This is a genomic window from Vibrio sp. WZ-1, from assembly GCF_052037695.1.
Lineage (GTDB): Bacteria > Pseudomonadota > Gammaproteobacteria > Enterobacterales > Vibrionaceae > Vibrio.
In genome coordinates this window covers 36,305-62,273 of record NZ_JBQEQR010000061.1, presented here as the reverse complement: position 1 = coordinate 62,273, position 25,969 = coordinate 36,305, and the positions used below count along the sequence as shown (strand labels likewise).

The 25,969-nt window shown below is 43.5% G+C and carries 12 protein-coding genes; 4 read left to right on the top strand and 8 right to left on the bottom strand.

What is annotated here, in order from left to right; translation table 11 throughout:
* Nucleotides 1–81 precede the first annotated feature (81 nt).
* The 4 genes from ACTS60_RS06305 to yccS all read right to left on the bottom strand — a co-directional run bounded on the left by ACTS60_RS06305 (nt 82) and on the right by yccS (nt 15,928).
* Complete coding sequence (locus tag ACTS60_RS06305) at nt 82–12,813, bottom strand: VCBS domain-containing protein (protein ID WP_440887540.1); 12,732 nt, start codon at nt 12,811–12,813, stop codon at nt 82–84.
* A 203-nt stretch (nt 12,814–13,016) separates the two neighbouring features.
* Nucleotides 13,017–13,310, bottom strand: coding sequence for a hypothetical protein (locus ACTS60_RS06300; RefSeq protein ID WP_440887539.1), 294 nt, complete (start codon nt 13,308–13,310; stop codon nt 13,017–13,019).
* Nucleotides 13,311–13,389: 79 nt separating this feature from the next.
* Complete coding sequence (locus ACTS60_RS06295; protein WP_440887605.1) at nt 13,390–13,584, bottom strand: hypothetical protein; 195 nt, start codon at nt 13,582–13,584, stop codon at nt 13,390–13,392.
* Nucleotides 13,585–13,774: 190 nt separating this feature from the next.
* A complete protein-coding gene (yccS, locus tag ACTS60_RS06290; protein WP_440887538.1) occupies nt 13,775–15,928 on the bottom strand; it encodes a YccS family putative transporter in 2,154 nt (717 codons plus the stop codon).
* 292 nt (nt 15,929–16,220) lie between these two features.
* Here yccS and helD point away from each other — a divergent pair, with 292 nt between their 5' ends.
* The 4 genes from helD (at nt 16,221) to ACTS60_RS06270 (ending at nt 21,116) form a co-directional block, all read left to right on the top strand.
* The gene (helD, locus tag ACTS60_RS06285; RefSeq protein WP_440887537.1) at nt 16,221–18,287 is read left to right on the top strand and encodes a DNA helicase IV; all 2,067 of its coding nucleotides are present in this window, start codon (nt 16,221–16,223) and stop codon (nt 18,285–18,287) included.
* 110 nt (nt 18,288–18,397) lie between these two features.
* Nucleotides 18,398–19,327, top strand: coding sequence for an SRPBCC family protein (locus ACTS60_RS06280; protein ID WP_440887536.1), 930 nt, complete (start codon nt 18,398–18,400; stop codon nt 19,325–19,327).
* Nucleotides 19,328–19,459: 132 nt separating this feature from the next.
* Nucleotides 19,460–20,749 carry an alkaline phosphatase gene (locus tag ACTS60_RS06275; RefSeq protein WP_440887535.1) on the top strand — a complete coding sequence of 430 codons (1,290 nt, stop codon included), beginning with the start codon at nt 19,460–19,462 and terminating at the stop codon, nt 20,747–20,749.
* 130 nt (nt 20,750–20,879) lie between these two features.
* On the top strand, nt 20,880–21,116 hold the full coding sequence (locus ACTS60_RS06270) for a hypothetical protein (RefSeq protein WP_440887534.1): 237 nt from the start codon (nt 20,880–20,882) through the stop codon (nt 21,114–21,116).
* A gap of 94 nt (nt 21,117–21,210) precedes the next feature.
* On the opposite strand, the gene ACTS60_RS06265 is transcribed toward ACTS60_RS06270, so the two are convergent.
* From ACTS60_RS06265 to ACTS60_RS06250, 4 genes are all read right to left on the bottom strand, one after another.
* Nucleotides 21,211–21,657: a hypothetical protein gene (locus ACTS60_RS06265; protein ID WP_440887533.1), complete on the bottom strand. Its 447-nt coding sequence runs from the start codon at nt 21,655–21,657 to the stop codon at nt 21,211–21,213.
* A gap of 12 nt (nt 21,658–21,669) precedes the next feature.
* Nucleotides 21,670–23,448: a S8 family peptidase gene (locus tag ACTS60_RS06260; RefSeq protein WP_440887532.1), complete on the bottom strand. Its 1,779-nt coding sequence runs from the start codon at nt 23,446–23,448 to the stop codon at nt 21,670–21,672.
* 255 nt (nt 23,449–23,703) lie between these two features.
* Nucleotides 23,704–24,039, bottom strand: coding sequence for a hypothetical protein (locus ACTS60_RS06255; protein WP_440887531.1), 336 nt, complete (start codon nt 24,037–24,039; stop codon nt 23,704–23,706).
* Nucleotides 24,040–24,042: 3 nt separating this feature from the next.
* On the bottom strand, nt 24,043–25,845 hold the full coding sequence (locus ACTS60_RS06250; RefSeq protein WP_440887530.1) for a tetratricopeptide repeat-containing diguanylate cyclase: 1,803 nt from the start codon (nt 25,843–25,845) through the stop codon (nt 24,043–24,045).
* Nucleotides 25,846–25,969 lie beyond the last annotated feature (124 nt).

Here is a 25,969-nt window from a genome sequence, read left to right as displayed (position 1 = left end):
CGCTGCTAAGAAATACAGTAATCTTTGATAAGAATGCCGTTTACCTATGTAAACGGCATTTTCATTATGGGGTGAATTGTCCTAATTATGCTCAGTTAAAACATGTAAGGTGCTAAGCAGTGACTCGGTAGTAATCGAGCTTACGTCACTTACACTATTCACATTGAGCGTATCCCAACCAATCCCTTCTAACGTAATATTCGTTACCGTACCATTAGTATCCTCTATAGTAATCGTTGTAGATGAACTTGCTGAACTATCTGGAAGTGTAGGATCGTCATTGACGGTGACTTGAATTAAGTTTGCGTCGAGTAAATCACTCACACTGGTGTTAGCAGGGAGTAGATCGGTTAGATCGATTTCATCACCGCTTGGGTCATAATCTGTAATGGTATTAGTGCTACCAGAGTTCTCTTGTAGGAATACAAAACTGTCGATGCCTGCTCCTGAAGTCAATATATCATTTCCTGAGGTTCCACTAAGGGTGTCATTGCCCTCATGGCCAAAGGTCTTAGAAACAACGAGTTGACCTGTCTCAACGAGAGAACTAACGCGCTCTTGATTAGAGAGGTTATCAACATTTTGACCGTACAAGTTAGATAAGCTCACACCATCAAGCGTAATGGATTGAAGCAACTGACTATCTGTTTGTGTGATTTGCAGTACTGCGTTCCCGTTGATTTCGGTAATGGTTAATTCATTGCTTAGAGTGGTTGAGTCCCATACGTCGGTCAAATTGAATACTTGCTCCAAGTCGATGACATCAGCGTTGACATCGAAGTCTTTGATGATGTCATCCCCAGGTGTTGTGCTGTTACCCAGTACATTGTCGCTCCATAGGAAGGTATCTGAGGTGCCAATATCAGAACCATCAGTAGGACCTCCCCATAAGATCTCATCATAACTGGATGCGACGAGGATATCGGAGCCCAATGAACCTATATGTGCAGTACCAAGAACAGTCACTGTGACCTGTTTAGGCGTGATGGTTGTTCCATCACTAACGTTTATTGTGAACAGTTCATCAAATGTTTGCCCAGCAGATAATGTATCGGTAGCCCCTGGAGTGAGTGTGTACGTCCACGTTAAGGTTGAATCATCAAACGAGAGGGCGCCGTAGCTACCGCTGGTATCATCAACGGACCATATTAAGTTACTTGCGTCGGTATCCACGTCATCAACAGTCAGTAATCCCGAAGCTTGGTCGACAAAGCCCGCTTTGACCTGTCCTGTGGCAACGCCATCAACGGTCGCAGGATCATTGTTACCATTTAGCGTGATGGTAATGAGTTGGTTGGTTTCATTTGCCGAACCATCTTTAACCACGACAGTGAAGATTTCTTCAGTTATACCGCCAGGTAAGGCCTGAGATAGCACAGGGTCTAATATGTATGTCCATTCTCCGTTCGGCTGTAGAATAAAGCTACCATAAGGCGAAGCAGGGGAGTTGAGCTCAAACGTCACAGCGCCGCCTTCAGGGTCCGATGCTTCAACTTTTCCTGATGCTTGTTGCTCTAACGCGGTGCCATTTTCAGTTACACTACCCGATATTACGCTTGTATTTTCGATGATTGGAGAATCGTCGTTTCCGTTTAAGGTGATAGTGATAGTTTGATTCACTGATTTACCTTCGGTGTCCTCAATCAAGACAACAAACTGTTCAGTAGTTATGCCTGCAGGTAATGCTTGAGATTTAACTGGGTCAAGTACGTAGTCCCATTCTCCATCATTGTTGACAGAGAAAGTACCATACTGGGATTGGTTTGAAGTTAGGCTAAAGGTTAAATCTTGGTTTTCTGCATCATCAGCAGTGATTGTGCCAGTCGCAGATTGCTCCGAAGTTGTACCATCTTCAGTAACCTCCCCTGAAGTATCAGTTTGGTTGTCAACCACGAATGGTGCATCATTATCACCAAATACTTGAATAACGACGTCTTGAGTTATCACTCCACCATTTTCATCATCAATAGTGACCGTAAAGGTGTCAAAGATGTTTTGGTCTGTATCAGTCAACGACTCCACTAGTGCTGGCGTCATGATATAGGTCCAAGCACCAGTGTTCTTATCAATCGTAAGCTCACCATATTGACCTTGCTTAGTCTGAGAGCCTGCATTGTTGTCAAAAGTGAATAGGTGGTTGTCTGATGTATCGACATCATCGATATCGATATTACCGGTTGCAGTTCCTGAACCTTGGCTAGGATCTTCAAATACTTGTCCGGTTGTTACCGAGTTTTGAGTAACCTCGGGTAGATCATTGGTACCGGTTATCTCAAACGTTACTATTTGAGTGTCTTCTAAGCCATGTTCATCTTTGGCTTTGATTTCATATTGCAAGGTCAATGACTCACCCACCGCAAGAGCTTGTACTTCTGGTAGGTTATTGTCGTAAGTAAACTTCCAATCACCACTAGGTGAGTCAATCGTTAGTGTGCCTCTAGAATCAGAGTCGATTACGGTCCAAGCGATAACATCACCAATATCAGGGTCACCACTGTCGAACGTTCCTGTAAGTGGACTTGTATCGTCTTCGGCTACGGTTTGGGTAGCAATGCTCGCTATCTCAGGGGCATCATTGGTACCATTGATGGTGATTGTAATATCAAGAGGAACAGAGTTTCCGTTTCCATCGGTGGCAATTACTGAAATAGTGTCAGTCGTCGTACCTCCTTTCGGAAGCGCATTAATGTCTGGGTGAGCACTATTGAGTTCATATTTCCATGTATTTCCATCTATGGTTACGTTTGAACCAAAGGCACCTGAATTGACGACTTGATAGCTAAGCACATCACCAAAGTCGACGTCGTTCGCACCAAGGTTACCAGTTGCAAGGGTCGGGCTATCTTCAGTTACCGTTCCTGTAGTTGTACCTTGAATAGTTGGAAGATCATTGTTGCCGAGAATGGTTACGGTGACTTCTTGAGTTACCTCAGCCCCAAAGCTATCGGTTGCAGTTACGAAGAAGCTTTCAGTTACAATGGCACCTTCAGGCAATGCCTGAACATGTGGGTCATTGTATAGCGTGTAGCTCCATTTCCCATCGGGTCCGAGAACAAACTGGCCATATGTACCTGAGAGGTCTTTTGGTGCGAAAGTTACCGAATCAGCATTATCAACATCATTCGAAGTTAATTGCAGTTCTCCAGTGGTGACTTTAATGTCTTCCTGAACTTCACCTGTCACATCACCAGTAATTTCAGGAGATTGGTTTGTGCCTTTAATCGTGATGACAACGTTGGTTGAGTCATTTGCATTTGCACTATCTGTCACTGAAACAGGGAAGAACTCCGTCAGTGTTTCATTCGGATTTAATGCAATGATATCAGGATGGTTTTCGTTGAGATCGTAGGTCCACTTACCGTTTGAATTAAGCGTAAATGTACCGTACTGACCATTGACTGTGGTTAATGGATTCCACGTCGCTGTATCGCCAGTATCGACGTCACCACTTGCAAGTTGACCAGTGATGTTACTGGTGCTATCGGCACTGACTGAGCCCGTTGTAGCTCCACTAATCACAGGGGCGTCGTTTGTGCCAGTTACCTCGACTTCGATTTTTAGTGGAATCGGGTTGCCATTCTCATCGACAACCGTTTTACCATATTGATCAGTGACGAATACGGTAAATGTATCCGTCACTGTTTCACCTTCCTTGAGTGACTGAACGGCTGAACTGTTGTTATCTAATGTGTACTCATAACTACCATCAGGATTGATAGTAATGCTTCCATAGGTGCCTGAGCCATCTACAAGCTGCCAAGTAGGATCGCTACCAAGTTCACTTGGAGGTGTTAGGTTGCCACTCTGGATAAAGGTGTTGTTTTGGTCTTCTGTCGCATCGAGCTCTAAAATAACATCTGGATCCACGGTGATATCATCCGCAGAACCATTTACTTTAATCTTGATTTCTTGCGTATCAGAGTCACCTTTTTCGTCGGTCACTTTTACGGTGAAGGTATCGTATTCAACGTCACCAGCATTCAATGGTTGAACGGCGTTGTTGTCGATATTGTATTCCCACTCTCCTGTATCAGGGTTTAGGGTTAGTGTGCCGTAGTCACCTTGCAGTTGGGTTACTTCGCTGTTGCCATTACTTGTATCGACAATTACCCAATCTTGGGAGTCGTTGAAGTCAGGGTCGTTATCTTCTAGCACTCCTGAGCTAGATAGAGTGACATCTTCGGTAACCTCGCCAATGACATCGGGTTCAGATATCGAGATTGGTTGGTAAGAAATTTGCGGAGCATCATTGACACCTTTGATGGTGACTTCAACTGTGAAGGTGACGCCATTGTTTGAAATGTGCCAAACCTCAGTGACTGTTTCACCTTCTTGTAAGCCATCTACTAATGGATTGTTATTGTCGATAACATAGAACCATTTATTGGCGCTGTCATCGTAGACTAATTCACCATATGCACCGCCTGAATGAGGTGTTGCTGTCGCTGAATTATTTAAACCACCACCAACAGGGATCTCTACCGACTCTGTTGGGCCAGCAGTTTCATCGCCTTCGGTAATGTCTACAATTCGGTCGGGTGGGTTACCACCACCACCGCCCGCAGCATCGTCATCCCAACCATGGACAAATACGGTTACTTTGTAAGGTTGTGAGTTTTCGCCTTTGTCGTCGGTACCAATAACCCAAAATTCCTCTGTAACTACTTGGCCTGGATCTAGGTCTTGAATGGCGTTTCCTACTACTTGATAGATCCATTTCCCATCGTCAGTGATAGTAAACTGACCATATGTACCAAGGCCTGTACTTTGGCTGCTATCTATACTCCAGCCGGAAATCGATGAGTTATCATCAACATCTGTAGCGGTCAACTGGCCTTCGGTTATAGACAAAGAACCGTCATTGCGGCCTGCATCATCTTCAACGATATAACCCGTGTTATCACCACTAATGATTGGTGTATCATTTTCACCATTAATGGTGATCACGACTTGGTCAGTGATAACAGCTCCAAAACTGTCTTTGCCAATTACGTTAAAGGTTTCAGTAACGATCGCACCTTGTTTAAGGCTGTTGACTGCAGAATCGTTCGGAATAAACTTCCAATTACCTTGAGCATCAATAGAGAAGGTACCGTAGTTTCCTTGAGAGGGGGTGCTTTCACTGATGACATTGAAGGTTGGTGAATCGCCATCGTCGATATCAATCAGGTTCAGTTTACCGGTAACGAGATCGGTTGAGTCTTCCACAAATGTTGCGCTTAAATCGCCAGTGATGGTTGGAGAGTCGTTAACACCGTCAATAGTAATCGTGATGGGTTTAGTCGATGCTTCTCCTTTACTGTCAATGACGGTGACATTAAAGGTCTCTTGATAACTTTGATTTGGGTTTAGTTGCTGAACTTGGGTTGTATCTAATATATAAGTCCATTTCCCAGTAACGGAATCGATGCTGAAGCTACCATAGCTGCCAGCTCTGTTATCAACAGAAAATGTGTGGGTATCTCCAGCGTCGGGGTCACCTGAGGATAAATTGCCAGTGGTAGTAATGGTATCTTCTGTCGTGTGCGGAGATAGGTTCCCAGACAGATTTGGGGCGTCATTTGTACCGTCGATATTGATAGTTAGATCTTTGGTTGAGGATTGACCGTATTGGTCGACAACTCGAATGGTTATGACATCTTGTAGACCTGCAATGTCTTCATCAGTAAGCGCATTCACTGCAGGATTTGAGTTATCTAGCTTATAAGAGAACTCACCAGTGACCGGGTCTATGAATGTAAGGGTGCCATACTGGCCAGTCGAACCGACGATACTCCACGTGAGTGATTCTCCATCATCAGGGTCCCCAGAATTAATGGTGCCCGTAATGGTATCAGGTATGGCATCTTCTTTAATTGTGTAAGTATCGGTAATGATGATATCTGGTGGGTTATTAACACCTGCGACATTGATCACCACGTCGATAATAGCAGTTGCACCATTTAAATCTTCTACTTCAACTTGGAAGATATCTTGTCTTGTTTCACCGGGTGGAATTTGCTGTGTTTCAAACTTATTGTTATCTAACAGGTAGCTCCATTTACCGTTTTGATCAACCGTGAGTGTACCGTATTTCCCTGCGGGGCCACCTGTTGGATCTGTATCAAGAACATCCCAAGTATGAGAGTCGTTTACATCAATGTCAGAGACGACTAATTGACCTTGTGCTGAATCTCTATTGTCCGTATTTTCAACTACGCTACCAGTATCACCAGACAAAGATGGAGTGTCATTATCACCGTGTATCGTTATGGTGATGGTTTCTGTGGTGGAGCTGGAACCATTGTTATCTTTAACCGTAACGGTAAATGTATCGGTTAAAGACTCGTTAGGTAGAAGACCTTGTACGGTGGAATTTGAGTTGTTGAGTACGTACGTCCACTTACCATCATTATCTATGGAGATTGTCCCGAACTTACCTTGATCTGAGTTTAAAGACCACGTGTGGGTATCAAGCGTATCTACATCAGTTACTGATAGGTCACCCGTCGTTGTAATCGGCTGGCTCGGGTCTGGGGTGTCTTCGGTGACAGAGCCATTGAGTTGTTCGTTAACAACGATTGAAGGTTGGTCATTGGTACCAATTACAGTAATGGTTACTGTGACGTTATCTGTTGCACCGTATTGGTCTGTTGCATGGACGGTAAACATTTCAAGTGTGCCAACTTCCCCTTCAGACAATGCTTGTAGAGCGTCATCCTGCGACTGTGTCGTTGAAGGAGTATAAGTCCATCGACCATTATCTGCGATTGTTAGCGTACCGTATTTACCTTCAGCACCATCTATTGTCCAAGTGATGTCTTTGTTGTCATCAGGGTCATTATCGTAAAGGCGACCACGGCGAAATGCTTCTACATCTTCAGTCAGTGTTCTACTTGTTCTGCCGGTAATCTCAGGCGCATCATTACTACCTACAATGTTAACGACGATAGGAATTTCGTCTGTACCACCGTTGCCGTCAGAAACAACAGCTGTGAATGTGTCTTGGTAATTTTTGCCTTCTTCCATACGGTTAGATAACGCAGGATCAAGGTTGTAAACCCAATTACCGTTATTATCGATGCTAACTGTACCGAATAGCCCTTGGTCTGAGTTTTTGATAGACCAGGTGAGGGTGTCAGGTATGAGTTCTGTATCAATATCGTTTGCGATAAGCGTACCACCGCCGGTTACAGTCACGTCTTCTACGAGATCATCTGTTGCAGTACTTAACGTCGTGTCTATGACCGGGTCGTCGTTGGTACCAGTTACCCTGACAACGATAACTTCAGTGTCTATGCCGCCATCATTATCGTTTACTTGGATAGTGAATCGTTCTTCAACAACAGCACCTGCGGCAAGCTCTTGGGCTTTGTCATTATCTAGCGTGTAGCTCCAAGTTCCCGTTGTTGGATCAATGCTAAACAGGCCGTAGTCACCCGAGGCACTGTTAGGATCGACTAATGACCAGCTATGGGTATTGCTCAGGTCTGGATCGGAATCAGATAGGTTTCCCGAAACGGTTAACTGACTAGCGTCTTCTGCGACAGTTTGGGTTAGAGTACCTGAGATATCTGGTACATCATTGCTACCCTTGATAGTGATTACCAAGTCAAACTCATCAGTACCGCCATTGCCATCGTCTACTTTGATGGTGAATGTTTCTTCACGAGTTTCGTAACTTGCTAAAAAGTCGACTTTTGTATCATCTAGCGTGTACTTCCAAACGCCATTGGAGTCTAGAGTAATAGTGCCAAAAGTTGCATTTATTGAAGCTGCTGTTCCGGATGTCGCTTCTTGGCCATCAATTGACCAAGTGTGCCCATCCTGTAAATCCACATCAGTAACACCTAAGTCACCCGTAACCATGTTCGCTAGGGCGTTATCTTCTTCAACGTTATTGTTCGTCGTAATGTTGGTGATAGTTGGTTCGTCGTTCTCACCTGTGATAGTAATTGTTACGGTCTGACTAATAGTCCCACCGAGACCATCGTCCGCTTGAACAACAAAGCGCTCAGTGATGATTTGTCCTTTTGCCAGTTCTTGGGCTTTGTCATTATCAAGGTTGTAGGTCCAGAAACCGTCTGCAGTAATGCCAAAATCACCATAGGTTGAGTCTGTTTGCCCAAGCGCTGACCATGTATGTGATGCTCCTTGATCGGCATCGACCACTGCAAGCTGCCCATTGGCGAGTTGTGTTCCATCTTCTTCTACATTACCAATCAGAGGTCCCGTAATTTGACTAGGGCTATCATTTTCACCGGTAATGTTGATGGTAACTGTCTTGACTTCACTTGCTGTACCGTTGTTATCGATAGCGATATATGTAAAGGAAACAGAGGTTTGCTGACCTTGGGCTAAATAGTCAAAGTCTGTGCCTGTATCAAAGGTGAATGTTCCATCAGGGTTTAAACTCAGCGTTCCTTGGCCGGAGGGAACATCGTCAACGAGTTGGTACGTAGTAATCGTACCGTCAACGTCTGATGCTGTCGGGACATTACTGCTTAGAACGTCATTTTCATCGATATTTTCTGTACTATTAAATGCAACTGGAGCGTCGTTGGTTCCTTGGATAGTAACCTGAATTGTGTGCTCAGTGCCGTCAACAGATTCAACGATAAAATCACTAACCAAAGGTGTACTGTTTACGTTGAGGTAATCATAAGCCTCGTCTGCAAAAAACGTCCAATTACCTTGAGCATCTATCGAAAAGGTACCGTACTTTCCTACATAGCCAGTTTGAGGAACAAACTCATCAGTATTATCAACATCTGATACATTCAATTTGCCAGACGTTTGCAACGGTGCGTCGGTTTCACTAAGTACTTTAGTGTCATCTCCACCGATAATCGCAGGATCATTTACCCCGTCTACGGTAATAGTGACCGTGGACTGTGATACACCACCGTGATCATCTGCGACCTGATAGTTTATAACGACAGTGGCTGACTCATTATCGTTTAAGTATTCAAATTCATCATTAGTGAAGAACACTAATTGGTTGTTAACAACGCTAACGCTACCTAAGAGGTTATTTGGATCACCATTAACAGAAACTACTTGAGCGCTTGTAATATTTAGAACCGTGTCGTCAACATCACTATCGTTCGCAAGTGCGTCGATAATGTAACCCGTTTCAGTGTTTGTACTCGGATCTCTGATACCATCTTCAGTCACTTTGCCAACATCAGCCACAAGTTCCGGAAGGTCGTTTGTGCCTGAAATAGTCATTGTGATGGTTTGCTCTGTACCATCAGCTGCTTTGACCACAAACTGATCCACGAGTGGTACGCTGTCGGTATTTAGGTTGTTGAATGCATCGTTGGTAACGTATGTCCAGTTACCATCTTTATCGATATTAAATACCCCGTAGCTCCCGGCTTGGTTGGTGACAACCTGAAATTCGTTTGGCCCATCAACATCTTGAACAGTTAGTTTGCCACTATCTGTTAGAATTGCGTCGGTCTCTACAAGTTGAACATCAACATCACCGGTGATTATTGCAGGATCATCTTGGCCATTTATCGTAATGGTTATTTGATGCTCAGTGCCATCAATCGTTGAAACGGTAAATATCTCTGTTTTACTTTCACCAGACTTCAAGTACTGAACATCATCATTCGCTACCGAATAACTCCAATTGCCATTCTCACTAATGGTCAACGTACCTAAAGCATTTACGGGAGGCACTATCGTTGATGGATCGAACTTAGCTTCATCCGCGCCATCAGGGTCACTGATAGTAAGCGTATCACCGACTTGCAAAAATGGTGTGCTCTCATCTTCAGTTACTTCACCAAAGTCTACACCACCAATCATGGCTTCATCGTTGACGCCCACAATAGTCACGGTGACAGTATGCTGCGTCCCATCCAATGAATTTACCGTGAAGGTTTCGATTTTTTGTTCGTCTTTACCAAGGTATTGAACTAGCGAGTTGTCAACTTCATAAACCCACTGACCTGCGGCTGTAATAGTGAGCGCGCCTAAGTTGGAAGGATTGGTGGCGACGCTTGATGGGTCGAAAGACTCCTCATCAGAACCATCTACATCGTTTATCGTTAGTAGTCCAGTATCACGCAGAGTAGGGGAGGCGCTGTCTTCAATCACTTGGCCAATATCATCCCCTCCAATAACTGCGCTGTCATTAACGCCTGTGATAGTGATTTCTACAGTATGTTCGGTGCCATCAATAGATGTAACAGTGAAGGTCTCTAGTTTGGTTTCACCTTCACCTAGGAATTGCACATCAGCGTTGTTTACTTGGTAATTCCAATTCCCTTCAGGGTCAATTGTTAAGGCGCCGAGAGTACCTGGCGCAGACGTGATGCCATTTGGATCAAATACAGCTTGCCCTTGGTCGACATCAGTCACAGCTAGTTTGCCAAAGTCGGTCAATAAAGGATTACTTTCATCTTCGGTGACTGCACCAATAGCATCACCGGTGATGATTGCACCGTCATTAACACCTGTGATCGTGATCGTGATGACTTGTTCTGTTCCGTCATCTGTTTGAACCGTGAACTGCTCAGTTTTGGTTTCGCCTTCACCTAGGTATTGAACCAAAGCGTTGTCTACTTGATATTGCCAATCCCCTAACTCGTTGATTGAAAGACTACCAAGGACAGCTCCGACAGCTGACACACTATTAATATTAAAAAGGCCACTGTTGTTGGTATCAACGTCGCTCGCTCGTAATGAGCCGTTATCGGTAAGGAGAGGGGTGCTAGTGTCTTCAACCACAGTGCCTATATCATCACCAGAAATGATCGCAGAATCGTTAACGCCAATGATTGTTACGGTAATGGAATGTTGAGAACCGTCGACAGATTGAACCGTAAAGGTTTCAACTTTAGTTTCACCTTCGCCTAAAAACTGAACGTCAGCATTGGCTACTTGGTAATCCCATTTGCCATTCGCATTAATAGTTAATGAACCAAGGTTGCCTTGTCCTGGCACGACACTGTTAGGGTCAAAGGCTTCTTGTTCTTGTCCGTCAGCGTCAGTAATGGTAAGTGTGCCACTTTCTGTGAGTAGAGGGTTGCTCTCGTCTTCAGTAACTGTGCCCGTGTCAATACCACCGATTATTGCAGTATCATTAACGCCAATAATGGTGACAGTAATAGTATGTTGAGTGCCATCTAGCGTTGAAACGATAAATGTTTCAACTTTGGTCTCCCCTTCATCCAGATACTGAACATCGGCATTCGGAACACTGTAGTTCCAGTTTCCGTTAACATCAATGCTCAACGTACCGAGTGCGTTTTGATCTGAGATGATTCTGTTGGAATCGAAGCCTTCTTGCGCTGAACCATCGGAGTCTGCAATGGTGAGAGTTCCGCTATCTGACAACAGGGGATTAGACTGATCTTCAATGACTGTACCAGTATCGACGCCTCCGATTACGGCACTATCATTCACACCAACGATAGTTACGGTGATGGTATGTTGAGTTCCGTCCTTAGATTGTACAGTAAAGGTTTCAAGTTTAGTTTCACCCTCATCTAGGTATTGAACCAAACTATTGTCGACCTGATAATTCCAATTGCCGTTAGCATCAATGGTTAGAGAGCCCAACACATCAGGTTCAGCTACAACGCTATCTGTTCGAAATGATTCTTGGTCAGAACCGTCAGCATCAGAAATTGTCAGAGTGCCTGACTCTAAGAGTAGCGGTGTACTTTCGTCTTCTACGACCTGACCAGTATCAAGACCATCAACACCAGTACCACCGATTACAGCACTGTCATTAACGCCGACAATCGTGACGCTGACAGTATGCTGTGTGCCATCAATAGACTGAACCGTGAAGGTTTCTAGTTTGGTTTCACCTTCATCGAGGTACTGCACCAAATTGTTATCAACTTGATACTCCCATTGCCCATTATCACTGATGGTTAATGTACCTAGTGTACCTTGACTTGAAGTCACTGAATCAGGCGCAAACAGGGCTTCATTACTACCATCAACATCGGTTATGGTTAGTTGACCTGTTTCAATTAAGAAAGGAACAGACTCATCTTCAACAACTTCTCCTGAGTCTACACCACCAATGTTTGCCGCATCATTGACACCGTTTACGATTATGGTGATTGTGACAGGGTCACTTGTGGCACCTTGATCATCAATTGATATGTAGCTGAATATTTGAGTCTCAGATTCACCCTCCGCAAGAGAATCAAACTCCCCATTTGTGTCAAAAGAGTAACTGCCATCAGGATTGAATGTCAGAACACCTTTACTAACGCTATCGACAAGTTGGTAAGATGAGATACTACCGTCACCATCGATTGCTGTTGGCACATTGGTAGAGATGTTTTCATCTTCAGATAATTCAACAGTGTCAGAGAAAGATAGTGGAGAAGCGTTCGCGATAAAATTTGTGTCTAATTGCTCAGTTTGGGATAGTGTTGGAGTATCTTGAGCTCTGGTTTCGAAGAATGTTGAAACCTCTGCTTCAGGGTTATTAAATTCTACTGTTGCCGCGCCAGCAATGGATGAGCTTAAACTTTCACCCGCAGCAGGGGCAATATCTTCAAATTGAGTAGGATCGTTACCTTGTTCGATGGCAGCAATGATATCGCCAACATCGTCTGGCAGAAGGTTGCTATCGAGACTGCTGGATTCGTCAACGTCATCCGAGGTAAAGTCAACGGTTTGCGTGTTATGGTTTTCCGATACCTCAACCATTTCGCCTTTGTTATCAATATAACCAAGTAGTGTGTAATTCTCAGTTGAGAACTGTTTTTCTGAAACCGTGATGATGTGCCCTTTATTGTTAAGGACAACATATTTATCGATACCATTAGGAATGAAATCGTTCTTTTCGGCCATCTAGAATCCCCTTTGAAGCAAACTTATTAATTACATTAAAGAACTCTCTTCGCCTTATAGGCTGTATTATTTGATTATCTAGAGAATTGCCGTCTTTAATGACACTTTCTTAACACGCATTTTCATGTTTTGGAAGAGGTATGTCTTCGTAAATAATTATTAAATTATAAATTAATTGGCTTAAAAGTGAGACAGGAGCGAATTTAGATATGAATATCAAGCAAACTGCCGATTACTCCATTGTTTCTCTCTACAACCGATGCACCAATGCGGTTGTAAGTAGAAGCTTGAGTGAGCGAGACTGAAGGGTCGGTAGGATCGCTTGAAGGTGGGGGGAGAGTTGTGTCGGATAAGGTGTTAAGTGGTTCTACTTTGTTGAAGCTTAGAGTTTCTTCTGGTGAGGTTTCAAACTGTTGAATTTCATGCACTGCCTGCTCAGCCATCTTTTGAGAGAGCTGAACTAATTGGTTACCGGCACTAATCCCTGATACTGGCACACCGCCTCCATCACCTAATATGCTCTATGAAGCATAGATAGGTATAGATCAACTTGCAACTTTGACGTTTAATTTTCCGCTAAACAAATAGCTTTGACAGCATGTCTTTTTCTTCAGTGGATAGTACTGGGGAGCTAGCCTTATCCAGTTGGTGATTAATCTGGCTCTTTAAGGTTTTCAATTGAGCTGAGTTCATCAAATCCAGTTTATCCATCAGTTCATTAAATTGTTGATTCGTCATTTCATCTATCTCTCTCGTTTTTATCACTGCCATGTTTGACCCCTTTGTGTAGTGGCTATGGGGAGTTGATTACATACCTAATGATTTGAGAGTAGATTTTGAACGGTGATTTATTGTCCGAAAATTGTCAGAGGCCGTAAGTAAAACGTCAGAATTTTCTGACTTGATCAAGCATCAATAACTTATCTGCGCCGGAACGCCCCGGCGCTGCGTACAAGCGTTGTTAGTTTGCTCTCACCGCAAGTTTAGATGCGAGAGAATGCAGTTCAGGTAACATTCGGTAAATTAGGTGTAATTGCTGTAATACCATGCGAGCCGAACGGTCGTCTTCGTCACGCCATTCATTCAATCGTTGCTCCAAATTAGTATCCTCAATGGAGGATAAATCGCATTCTTCACAATGTTGATGCAGTTGGCGGTGAAGTATATCTAGATGCTGGTGAATACATCTGTGCGCATCGAGAACAAGCTGATGAATTGACTCATCCTCAATTCTGGTACGGTGTGCACCAAGTGCAGATATATAGCTCAACATTGCGTGGTTTAGTGTTAGGAAGCGGAAGCTCTCATCCACTGCGGTTCGGTACTTACCAGGCTCTGCCAACATAGTACTGATAGCAGAAGAGAGGTTTGCATCGGTATTATGAGCTTGGCGACGAGCAATGCGGTAGCTTAGATTATCTTTCTTACCAATTCGATACTGGCCAATGATCTGACCGAGATACTGCTTGTTGGCATCTATCGCATCAGACATGACTTTATGCAGGCGTTTTGACTGCCAGTCAGGCAGAATTACCATAACTGCGCCAACAGCTAATACACAGCCAATCAGCGTATCGGCAAGGCGAGGGAGTACTACCGCATAGCCTTCACCTAGCTGATTGAACAAAAATAGAACGAGCAGAGTAATAAAGCCGGTCGCGTAGCCGTAGTTGTTGATTCGAAAAGCAAAGAACATCATACCAGATATTACAATGAAGACCAATTGACTTTCTTGCGAAGGGAAGAAAGTAAGAAGCGGCACACCAATTAGCAAACCTGCTAATGTGCCTATCACACGCGCAGTGAGCTTCTGTCGTGTAGCACTGTAGTTAGGTTGACAGACAAACAAAGTGGTCAACAATATCCAGTAGCCACGATCGATATCAAACGCTTGGATAATGCCATAACCCGCCGTCAGTGCTATTGACATACGCAGCGCATGACGGAACAGCATAGAGTCTTTATTAAGGTTGGCCGAAATACGTTGCCACATTGCTTTTAGTGTGTGTGGATTGGTGTCATCTAATACCCCTTCTTCTAGCCGCTCTGCATCCGGGTTACTGATATTACTAAGTTGTTTCTCTACCGTGGCAAGGTTATTGAAAAGGTAAGTCAGTTGAGCCAACAAACGCTTCCAGTGGCCTTGTTGCTGATCTTCCAAATACCCTAACGAGTTTTGTAACTCCGCTAATGCCAAAATAGATTGGTCTGTATGGGTATATTCGTTACCTAAACGGATTGCGTGGGCGATATCACGACAAGCTTGCGCTTGTGACTCGAGCAGGTATTTGAAGCGGAACAGGACGTCGGAACGCTCGAACTCAGTCGCAAGATCTTGATAACGATAGTGGCTTGAACTGACGCGTTCATGAATATCTTGCGCGATAAAGTAAATGTTCAAAAAGCGGTCGCTTGGGCCGTCGATATGTCCGCGCTTTGAGCGGCTTAATAAAGTTGCTTTACACGCGTTAAGTGCATTAACTGTTGCTGCATTAAGTTTCGCAGCTTCAATGCGCATCGGTTGCGGTGTCAGATTTGTAACCGGATGAAATAGTTTTGCTTTAGCGTCTAAGTAGTTGGCGATTTGTAGGAAAACCGTAGCAAGGCTTTGTTGAACAGGCTGAAGTGGCCAAAAAATTTGCCAAATCATTGACATAAAGTAATACCATGCTGCACCTGTCAATAGTAGTAATGGCTGGAACCAAATATTGGTACTTTCATGCGCACCAAGCATCGCATATATCGCAATTAGTAATGAGCCAAAAGCAATGCTCGCGTATTTAGGTCCAATTGCGCCCAGCATGATAAAGCCGAAGGTTGAGGCAAACAGGCCAATAGCAAATGCCCAAGGTGTATTGAAGAGAATCTCGATTGAGAAAGCTGCGACAGCGAAACAGATGAAAGTTAGAATCAGCGCTTTGATCCTACCAGTGAAACTATCATCACTTTCTGCCAACGCGGCGGCAATAACACCCAAGATAAGAGGAGTTATCAGTACATTTTGGTCGAAGTACCAGGCAGGAATAACCACTCCCAACAAGGTAATCAAAATCAGAATACTGTAATTAATAGTTTTGTTTGCCCAATAGAGGCGTAGTTTTAAAGCAGCTTGCACAATGCGCCTTTCGTTGCCGGTGGAAAACGAGAGAATTCTAACAAACTCACTATAACGTGTTTATGACCTATTTTAATAAAAATCGTCACATGGTTAGGAAATCAACAGAATAGTCATTGACTTAACTTGCTAGTTGGTAATAAGACTGTGACATATGTTCACAAATTCTACAGTAATGTGATTTTTGATTAAGAATACGGACAGAAGGCGATTTGAGCTTCATCCATCGCTATAATTTGAGCGCCTAAAATGATATAAAACGAGAATTTCTACTCCAAAAGGCGCACCTTTCATGCAGCTTACTGCCTCCAATAAAGCACAGTTTTTTATTCAAAATGAGTATTACCAAGTCGAAATAAAAGAAAACAGTGTTTTATTAAGCTCAGTGGGTAGTGATGAACACATCCCTTTTACGATTTGGAATGGCAAAGTTAGCGTAAAACGCGGTCTATTCTGGAGTTCACTTCAGTTTTTCGCTCATGAGCAAGACGGCAAGCAGCAGTGTTGGTTAGTACAAGGTTTGCCGTGGCCACAGTGTCGTAAATTTGCCGTCGAGGCGGTTCGAAAATATCAAGAGTGGCACAATAATCAGTGCCGTAAGTTGGCAGAATACCTTCCTAAGTGGGAAGATGAGTTGTATCAACTTCAGCATTTACCCGCTTATCTACCGCATTCGAAAGTTAAAAATTGGGTTGAACAACTTAATTTTGAGCTCGTTGAAATCAAGACTAGCTTGGCAGAAGCGAAAATGCGTATGCCAAATCGTATGGCAGAGATTGAACCATGGCTTTCTGACACTTCTAACGCATTGAGTAAACGAAACCATGAGTGGTTGGAGAATGAACGTCCAAACTGGGAAGTACTATTTAACCGTATTGAGTCTTCACCGTTGAACCTTTCTCAGCAGCATGCAGTGTTACTTAATGATGATCATAACCTTGTGCTAGCAGGTGCAGGTTCGGGAAAAACCAGCGTATTAACGGCACGTGTTGCATATCTACTGCAGAGCCACCAAGCTCAAGCTGAAGAACTGTTAATGCTTGCTTTTGGCCGTGATGCTGCAAAAGAAATGAAAGAACGTTTGGTCGACAAAGTTGGTTTAGCGGCTGAAAATGTTCGTGTTAATACCTTCCACCAACTTGGTTTGCGCATTCTTAACCAAGTTGAGGGACAACCGGTAGAAATAACGCCTCTCGCATTGGACGATAATCAACGCTCGGCATGGTGCATTGATTGGTTGAAGAAACACTGGATGACTCCAACCAACTTTAAGCGTTGGCAAAAGCATTTGGACAAATGGCCGATTGCTTATTTGAAAGGTGATGATGAGTTAGGTAGTCACTCAGAAAACCCAAAACTGATCGCTTGGCTGGACAATCAACTGTCACAGCTTGCTGCGGTTGGTCTCACCAAAAAGCAAGTGCAAGAGAAGCTGGTTAATCATCAGGACTACACGCGCTTGAACAGTGAACTTGCGCTATGTTGGCCATGTTTTAGTGCGTGGCAAAAAATGCTCAAAGAGACTAATCACGTTGATTTTCCAACCATGATCAGTCGTGCAACTGACTACGTAAACAAAGGTAAGTATATTTCACCTTGGCGCTTTATCATGGTGGATGAATACCAGGATATTTCTCCAGATCGTTTGGCTCTGATTGAGGCCTTGTGTGTTTCAACAGAGAAGCAAGCCGGCGCGACCTTGTTTGCTGTCGGAGATGACTGGCAGGCGATCTATCAGTTTGCTGGAGCAGATGTAGATCTTACTACAGGTTTTCAAGACCGATTTACGCATTCAACAGTGCATCACTTGGACACGACTTATCGTTTCAATAATCAAATTGGTGACGTGGCAAACCCGTTTGTTCAAGAAAACCCTTCACAGCTTCCGAAAACGCTAAATAGCCATAAACAGCGTAAGCAAAAGAGTGTTCATACTGCACCAAGTAACCAAGTTGAGAAGATCCTTGACCAGCTAAATCAACAGGCGAAGAAGGCTAAGTCGGTATTACTTTTAGGTCGTAATCATTACCATAAACCCGATCTTTATGACGATTGGTTGAAGCGTTTTCCAAATCTCGATATTCGCTTTATGACTTGTCATGCGAGTAAGGGTAGGGAAGCCGACTTTGTTATTATTCTCTCAGTCGATGAAGGACAGTTCCCTGCTAAGAAGAAGCAATTGCATATCGACGGAGCATTATGTGAATCTAAAGACAAGTACCCATATGCCGAAGAACGCCGTTTGTTTTATGTTGCGTTAACACGAGCCAAGGAAAAGGTGTGGATTACTCACACTGGTGCCGGTTCTGGTTTTGTTCAAGAGTTGGTAAATGGAGATTATCCAGTCAGTACCAGCTAACCCAACTCAACGTTTCCTAGTTAATGCTTATTCGTAGAAGTGGGTAGGTGTCATTTTGCTTGTGCATCTATAATCTAAAAGAGATTAGTACCTAAACTTAAGGAGGGGCTATGCTCTCGTATGAGGTTAGTAAAAGCATTGAGATCCACAGAACGCAAAGTGAAACGATTGATTACCTGAAAGACTATACAAATTGGCGAGAGTGGTCTCCTTGGCTGATTTTAGAGCCTGAATGCGAACTAACTTATAGCGAAGAACAAGGCAAAGTTGGCTCTGGGTATCAGTGGAACGGCAAGCGTATCGGAACAGGTGCTGTGGTGTTAGAGAGTACCCAATCGCATCGACTAGATATGGAGTTACACTTCTTCCGCCCTTTTCAAAGCCACGCAAAAGTCACCTTTATTGTCATGCCGTCCTCTAATGGTTGTACTGTAGAGTGGCAGATGCAATCACGCGTACCTTGGTTTCTTGTATTCTTTAAAAGTATGTTTAAGGCCATGATTGAAATGGATTTTGACCGTGGTTTACGTATGCTAAAAAGTCAACTTGAAAACGGCCGTGTTTTATCTAAGTTGAGAGATTTAGGCTCTCGTCAACAGAATGAGATCAACTACATCGGTTTAGCTGGAGCCGGGACTCTCTCTGAGATAGGCCCTGTTATGGAAGCGCATATCACTCGTTTGTTTGAATTGGCAGGCAAAGATAATCTCCCCGTGACTGGCGAGTTGTTTTGTTACTACCTTTCGATGGACATCAAACGAAACTATTTTGAGTTCATCACTTGCTTACCTGTGCAAGCAGGCGTTGTTGCGACAGGAGAGTTTGTTGCAGGAACGATCCCAGCCAGCGAAACTTATGTCGTTGAACATAAAGGTGACTATTGGTTCTTAGGTAATGCGTGGTCATACGCGATGAATCTCACTCGGCACAATGGCATCAAAGTAAAGACAAAACCCTTGGGAATTGAACGTTACCTTAATGACCCAAATGAAACTGATAAAGCAGAGCTACTTACTGAGGTGATTGTCTTCAAGAAATGATGTGCGTTGTAAAACTATGAAGCAACGCCATGTTTCATCCTAAGTGCATGATAGTATTCGTTTACAAATTAGAACAATACACAAGTTGATGTGTGCCTTTAGGGCACCATCGTATTATGTCATGGATGAGATATGAAACTTAAATACCCACTAATTACTACCTGTTTATTTGCGTCCGTTTGTTATGCGGATGAAGCCCCCAAGAACATTATCTATATGATCGGTGATGGGATGGGACCAGCCTTCACAACCGCTTATCGATACTATCATGATGATCCAAGTACAGAGGAAATAGAGCCGACGGTTTTTGATTCTATTTTGGTTGGTATGGCGAAAACCTACCCAGATGATACAACTTACGTTACTGACAGTGCGGCTAGCGCCACGGCGTTAAGTACTGGGGTCAAAAGCTATAATGGCGCCATCGCGGTTGACACAGATAAAAAACCGATAAAAACCATGCTAGAGATGGCGAAAGAAAAGGGCATGACAACAGGCTTGGTGGCAACCTCACAAATTAACCATGCAACCCCTGCGAGTTTTGCCGCGCACAATGAGTCGCGCCGAAACTATGATGATATCGCCAATGATTACATCGACAACAAAGTGGGTGAGAAGTTACCAGTAGATTTACTCTTGGGTGGCGGCGTACGTTATTTCGAGCGTGAAGACCGTAACTTAGTCGAGGAATTCAAGCAGCAAGGGTATCAGTACGTCACAGATTTCAAACAGCTACCTGCACTGCAAACTTTACCTGCACTAGGTTTGTTTGCTGACAAAGCGTTTCCGTTTGCTTTGGATGAAAACCCAACTCGACTACAAACAATGACTAACAAGGCCCTCTCCTTACTCCAACGTCAAGAAAGTGGCTTCTTCGTGATGATTGAAGGCAGCCAAATTGACTGGTGTGGGCATGCTAATGATATTGCTTGTGCCATGGCGGAGATGGATGACTTTTCTAAGTCTATTGAGTTAGCCAAAGCTTATGTTGATGCTCATCCAGAGACGCTATTGGTTGTCACTGCGGATCACTCCACTGGTGGGTTAACCATGGGCGCAAGAGGTCAATATCGCTGGGATACCGAAGTTATTAAAGGTGTCCACAAAACAGCGTGGCCGTTGGCAATGTCTTTGGCTCAGTCACACAATATGCTTAAAACGTGGGATGAATCGGTAGATTGGGCATTAACGAAGGAGCAAAGTAGACAACTTGCTTACGCGAAGCTAAGCGAGGAACCAGCGAAAGCACTTTATAAAGAAGTAAAAGATATCATCAACAAGAAAAGTCTTACCGGCTGGACAACAAAAGGGCATACAGCTGTTGATGTTCAAGTTTTTGCTTATGGTAAAGGCTCGGAAAAGTTTGTGGGTTCTCAGAATAATACTGACATAGCGAAAAAGCTTATTGGCTTTATCAACTAGCTTACAACCTCAAATTAACCGATGAAAATGCAGGCAACATCACAGTCATGTTAGCTATTTAACATGACAAGTTTGCGGTTTTGAAATAGTTTAAATTTTGTTCAATGTCCAGTTTAAAGGCAGAGGCACTATGCAGCTAGAGAGCAAAACGAATCCATATGCTATTAGTAGTCAACTTGATTTAAAAAATGCAAGTCGGTATATGAACCTAGCGTTTAAAGCTAACCGAATAGGTGTTAGTGCAGAGTTGAGCAATCAAACAGGTAAGCCAACCATGATGATAAAAAATGAGGATGGTACTGTAGTAAAACGAATTGATGGCCAAAAGATTGTGAACAAAATGAATAATGTTGATATTTACGTCTAACTTTTGAATGTTCAGCTATTTTTAATCATAGAGATGAAATGCCTCAGCAATTGCTGAGGCATTGTTTTAAGAGCCAACTTCTCTTGCTAGAGAATTATTGTGCACGGTATTTACCGCTGTTTAATTCAATTTTAGACGCTTTTACGCGACTGTCAGCATCGAGATAGTTACTAATAGCAAGTAGATCTTGCCCTTCAGATGCTTTAAACACTGCGGATTCACCCTGCGCAAAAACAACGTCAAGCTTAAGGGCTTTAGCTACCGCTTTGGCATCTGATGGGTTTTTCACTGTAACAAAGATGAGGCCAGTCGCTTTAGATACGTTGCTAAACGCATTCTTAAACACCTCGTCGCCGACGTGCAACTCTGCCACTTCCGATAAGCTGTTAGTGGAGAGTTTACGATAGTTTTGGCCATTCACTTCAACACCATCAGATGCGACGAACAAGTTTGGTGCTGGCTGCTCAGCCAATTGTTGCTCTGCGTACACCGTTGTTGCCATAGTGGATAGAGCCAGAATAGAAAGTGTCATAAATTTCATGTAATTGACTCCTTAGTGACCGAAGATACGCATGGACCAGTTTTTGATAACACCTGGTTGTACGTTATTTGCCATTGGTACATCATAAATAGCTGAAGAGTTGAAATATGCAATGAATGAGAACACTTCATCACCATTGGTATCGATCGCGCGCAGCGTCCATTCACCTTTCGCATTCTCTCCGTAGAATTGGTTAGAAAGCATCAATTGGTTTTCATAACCTATTACAGTTGGATCCAGTGATTGACCAACTAGACCATTACGAGGTGTTTGTAGAACAGATCGCGTACCTGATGGAGAAATCAGTTCAATTGCCAAATCAGGTAGACGAGTGTGCTCTAACGTCAGCTTGACTTGAACAGACTCAACAGTAATGTCGTCCGTGAAAGCAATAGCAGAAGAACCACCAGTTAAACTTGCATCAGGAACGCTCACTTCTGTCGTGTTACTTACCCATGGAGTGATGACTTGGGCTGGTAAGACATTGTTCGTCATACGTGCTCGTTTCATCGCTTCATCTAGATTAACCGCACCGAAACCGTAGAAGGCATGGAAATTAACACCGGCTGCGTTTTTTTGCCATGGTGAAATTGCTTCGTAACTCACGAGTTGACCTTCGCTATTAACGAATTCAAGAGCAACGCCGGAATGCTCTTTGTCAGTTACACTTGCTGTCTCGGCAAGAAGTGCACGAACATCACGAGCTGACAATGCGTGGTTGGTTGACATAATCGCTGCAATCGCACCAGAGGTGTTTGGAGCAGCAGAAGACGTACCGTTCATGGTACTAGTGTAGTTACAGTTAGGATCTTGCTCAGTACCACCGTGTAAGTCGTTAATACCAAGATCGCCACTGGTGTTTTGTCCTTCTTCACAACCCATTAGATCAGTTGTAACCATTGCAGGGAAATCTTGACCGTATTCACCAGCTGGTGCCGCTACCCAGACGTTGGTACCGACAGAGGAGTAACTTGCACGAGTACCATCAGCACGTAGTGCACTGGTCACGAGGTTATAGTAGCTAGAGTTGTCGTATGACTGAGCTGAGTTATGCATTGGTAGGCCTTTGTTACCGCCGCCAACAAAGAAATCGCTTGGAAGTACGAAAAAACGCCCGGTGTTGAAATAACGATATCCGTTACCTGCTGACTTCACAAATACTGCACCATGGCCCCAAGCGTTTCCGTCGCTTACGTCTTGCATTACGTCCATTTCAAGCTTGAACTGAGGATCATTCTCGTCGAATGGGATAGGGTAGATAGGACTAAAGCCATAACTTTGATTGAAAACCCGTACATCGCTGGTTGAAGCGTCTGCACCGTGAGAGATCAACCAGCCTTCTAGCGTTTGGTTTGCGAGCCAGTTAAACCCCATTAAAGAGGAGCGAGAAGCCACACCACGAACGCCTTCACCGTTGTTACCAACTGCGCTGATCAAGCCTGCTACAGCAGTACCATGGCCATTTGTATCAACTGGGTAATCGACTGGGAATGTTGAGTCTTCGACAAAGTTTCTGCTACCTGTGACTACGTTACCCGCAAGGTCTGGGTGGTCGATCTGTACGCCAGAATCAATGACAGCAACTTTCACTCCCACGCCAGCAATGCCCATTGCTTGCGTGAGCTTAGTGTTCAAGTCGTTACCAGCAACAGCAGGGTTGGCTGCAAACGCAGTTTGGCCTGTGTTATCTAGGTGCCATTGCTCTGAGTAGAGCGGATCGTAAGCCGAGACGGCAGGTGAAAGGCCTACTGCTAGCATTGCAGCGAATAGGCGATTAATGCGTGTTTCCATTTGTGACCTCATGTCTTTGTTTGGAATTTTTGTCCCTGTTCGATACTCCTTTAAACAGGTCTAAACAAAGCTAGCGGCTTAGAATGGAAACGAAAACCGTTTACATTCTCTTTACTTTCGTTTTTCGACGGATCGCGTTGTAATAACGTTTAGGGGTTGATAGAACGCAAGATTCTAGATAATAGAGGTGGGGAAGAGAGGTAAAAAGTAGCAAAAAAGTAGCGATTATTCTCGCTACTTAGAGGTGTGAGGAGCTCATATAGCAGGTTGTATTGCAACCTCTGCCTCAGTGTGGTTATTTTCTTTCGTTGTGAGCAATGTATCGACCCATTTTTCGATGTACCATTTATTGCGTTCTTGCTCACACCACTTTTTGTTCAAACCGCGACGGTTAAATTCAGAGCCAATTGCTGCCAAAGTCTGGTTTGTTTGGCGCTTATAAAACAATGTCTCACATAGCTGCATGTTGCTCATCTGTTGTGCATATACATTAACACTACTACCTCGCATGCCCATTTCAGCAGCTTGTTGGTTAGAGCATGCAGTAATGAGCAAAGTGGCAATGGTCGTGACTAATAGACGTTTCTTCATAATTTAACCGGAATTGATTTTGTATTGGTTTCTTCCTGCTTGCTTTGCTTCGTAGAGAGCTTGATCAGCAGATTTGAAATAATCATCCCAATGATGGTTGAGCATAGCAATGTTAATTGTATTTATTGCTCCAATTGAGATAGTTGCACTCAAGTTTAAACTATCAACGTTAAGCTTCTCGTTTTCAACTGATTTCCTAAGTCTTTCAAGAGTTTTTGAGCATTCATCGATGTTTTGCGCTTCGAAGACTAAGACAAACTCTTCTCCTCCCCAACGTGCTAGTAGATCTTTGGAGCGAATAGATTGCTTCATTACAGAAGATACATGCTTTAGCATTTGATCTCCTTTATCGTGGCCATACGTATCGTTAAACTTTTTAAAATAGTCGATATCAATGATAGCTAAAGAAAACTGGCGTTCTGGTGCTGTATTGGCCATGGTATTAAGCCAATAGGGTAAGTAACGACGGTTGTGGACGTGAGTTAAAGGATCAATTACGTTTTGCTCCGCTAACTCTCGGTTCACTTTATTTATGCGAGACACATACCTTACTCCTAGACATGCAAGGCCAATGAGTGATAAGAAATAGAAAATGTCTCTATATCGTTGGGCTTGCAGTTTAGATGCTTGCAGAGCATTCTGCGCTTCTAATAATTTCAGCTCTTTTTGGGCTAACTTAGCTTCCAAATTGAGCTTGATATCTAGCATCTCTTCGCCATTGGTATGGTCTGCATATTCTTTTTCTAAATCTCTAAGTTTCGATAGGTAATGAAAAGCCCGTTCATATTGTCGTAAGCCTTGATTTGCTTGAACTAGTACTAAGAGCATATCCCTTTTTTCCCTCGATTCGGGAGCTAAAGTGAGTTCCATTTGTTCAAGTGCTTTGTTTGCATTGTCTATCGCAAGGTCAAACTCACTGGTTTTCAAATAAGCCTCTGAGAATGCTTCATAACAAGATACTTTGATACCGCTATTGGGATTAGTTGTCGGAAGTGATAAACAACGTTGGGCGAGTGAAAGAGAATCCGTCGTTTTGCCCATTGCACTTAAAAGCTGAGAGAGATTGGCTAGTGATGTGTGCTTTAGGCGATCAGATCCCGTCTCCATACTTAAATTAACGGCTTGCTCAAAATAAAACTCTGATTCTGAATACCGTTTTTTGGCAAACTCAATGACACTTTTGTTTGCGTAAAGAATGCCAAGAAAAAGACTATTGTCAAAATGATTGGACTTGTTGAGATAAGTTTTGATTGCTTGATTAATATAGTTCTCAGCTCGCACCCAATCGGATGTTTCCATGTACACAGAAGCAATATTATTGAGTGTCATTGCAACTTGAATCTCAAAATGCGAATCATCTAATAATTCAAATGCGGTACGATAGTGTCTCATACCCGCTTGTACTTGCGAGCGGCGAACTTCTGCATTACCAAGCCACCGGAAGGCTCGGCCTTGTAGAGCCTTGTATCCAATTTCACGGCTAATATTGATCACATCATGTAATAGCAGTTCGCCTTGCCAGATATCGTCAGTCTCGATGTACTCAATCGCTTTGTTTAACTTGGCTTCGGCAACAACCCATTGAAGTTGGTGCTTTTCCCCAAAGGCTACCATGTCAGGTAGATCAGATATCGGAACACCTTCGTAGCGTTCCAAATAGATACGAGCGAAGTGATATAATGCTTGTGCTTGAGGAGACTTGGGCTCAGGTAGTTCTAGCTCAGCGTTTTTGAGCGCTTTGGGTTTACCGATCGAGTCGAAATAAAACTGCAGTGTGGGAAGATCTTCAGCTGTCGTATTTTGCATTAAGTAACACGAGTGCTTTTTGTCTTCCTTTGCTACAGAAAGAAAAGGGAGAGACATGAGAAAAGCAGCTAGAATTACTAAACGAAGCTTTGAATAAGAAAGTAGATGCATTTATAAGAGATTA

Bases quoted from the DNA above. Each gene is read 5' to 3' on its own strand.
- helD (WP_440887537.1), top strand. From the start codon at position 16,221: ATGCAGCTTACTGCCTCCAATAAAGCACAGTTTTTTATTCAAAATGAG.
- ACTS60_RS06250 (WP_440887530.1), bottom strand. From the start codon at position 25,845: ATGCAAAATACGACAGCTGAAGATCTTCCCACACTGCAGTTTTATTTC.
- ACTS60_RS06260 (WP_440887532.1), bottom strand. From the start codon at position 23,448: ATGGAAACACGCATTAATCGCCTATTCGCTGCAATGCTAGCAGTAGGC.
- ACTS60_RS06270 (WP_440887534.1), top strand. From the start codon at position 20,880: ATGCAGCTAGAGAGCAAAACGAATCCATATGCTATTAGTAGTCAACTT.
- ACTS60_RS06265 (WP_440887533.1), bottom strand. From the start codon at position 21,657: ATGAAATTTATGACACTTTCTATTCTGGCTCTATCCACTATGGCAACA.
- ACTS60_RS06280 (WP_440887536.1), top strand. From the start codon at position 18,398: ATGCTCTCGTATGAGGTTAGTAAAAGCATTGAGATCCACAGAACGCAA.
- ACTS60_RS06305 (WP_440887540.1), bottom strand. From the start codon at position 12,813: ATGGCCGAAAAGAACGATTTCATTCCTAATGGTATCGATAAATATGTT.
- ACTS60_RS06295 (WP_440887605.1), bottom strand. From the start codon at position 13,584: ATGGCAGTGATAAAAACGAGAGAGATAGATGAAATGACGAATCAACAA.
- ACTS60_RS06275 (WP_440887535.1), top strand. From the start codon at position 19,460: ATGAAACTTAAATACCCACTAATTACTACCTGTTTATTTGCGTCCGTT.
- ACTS60_RS06255 (WP_440887531.1), bottom strand. From the start codon at position 24,039: ATGAAGAAACGTCTATTAGTCACGACCATTGCCACTTTGCTCATTACT.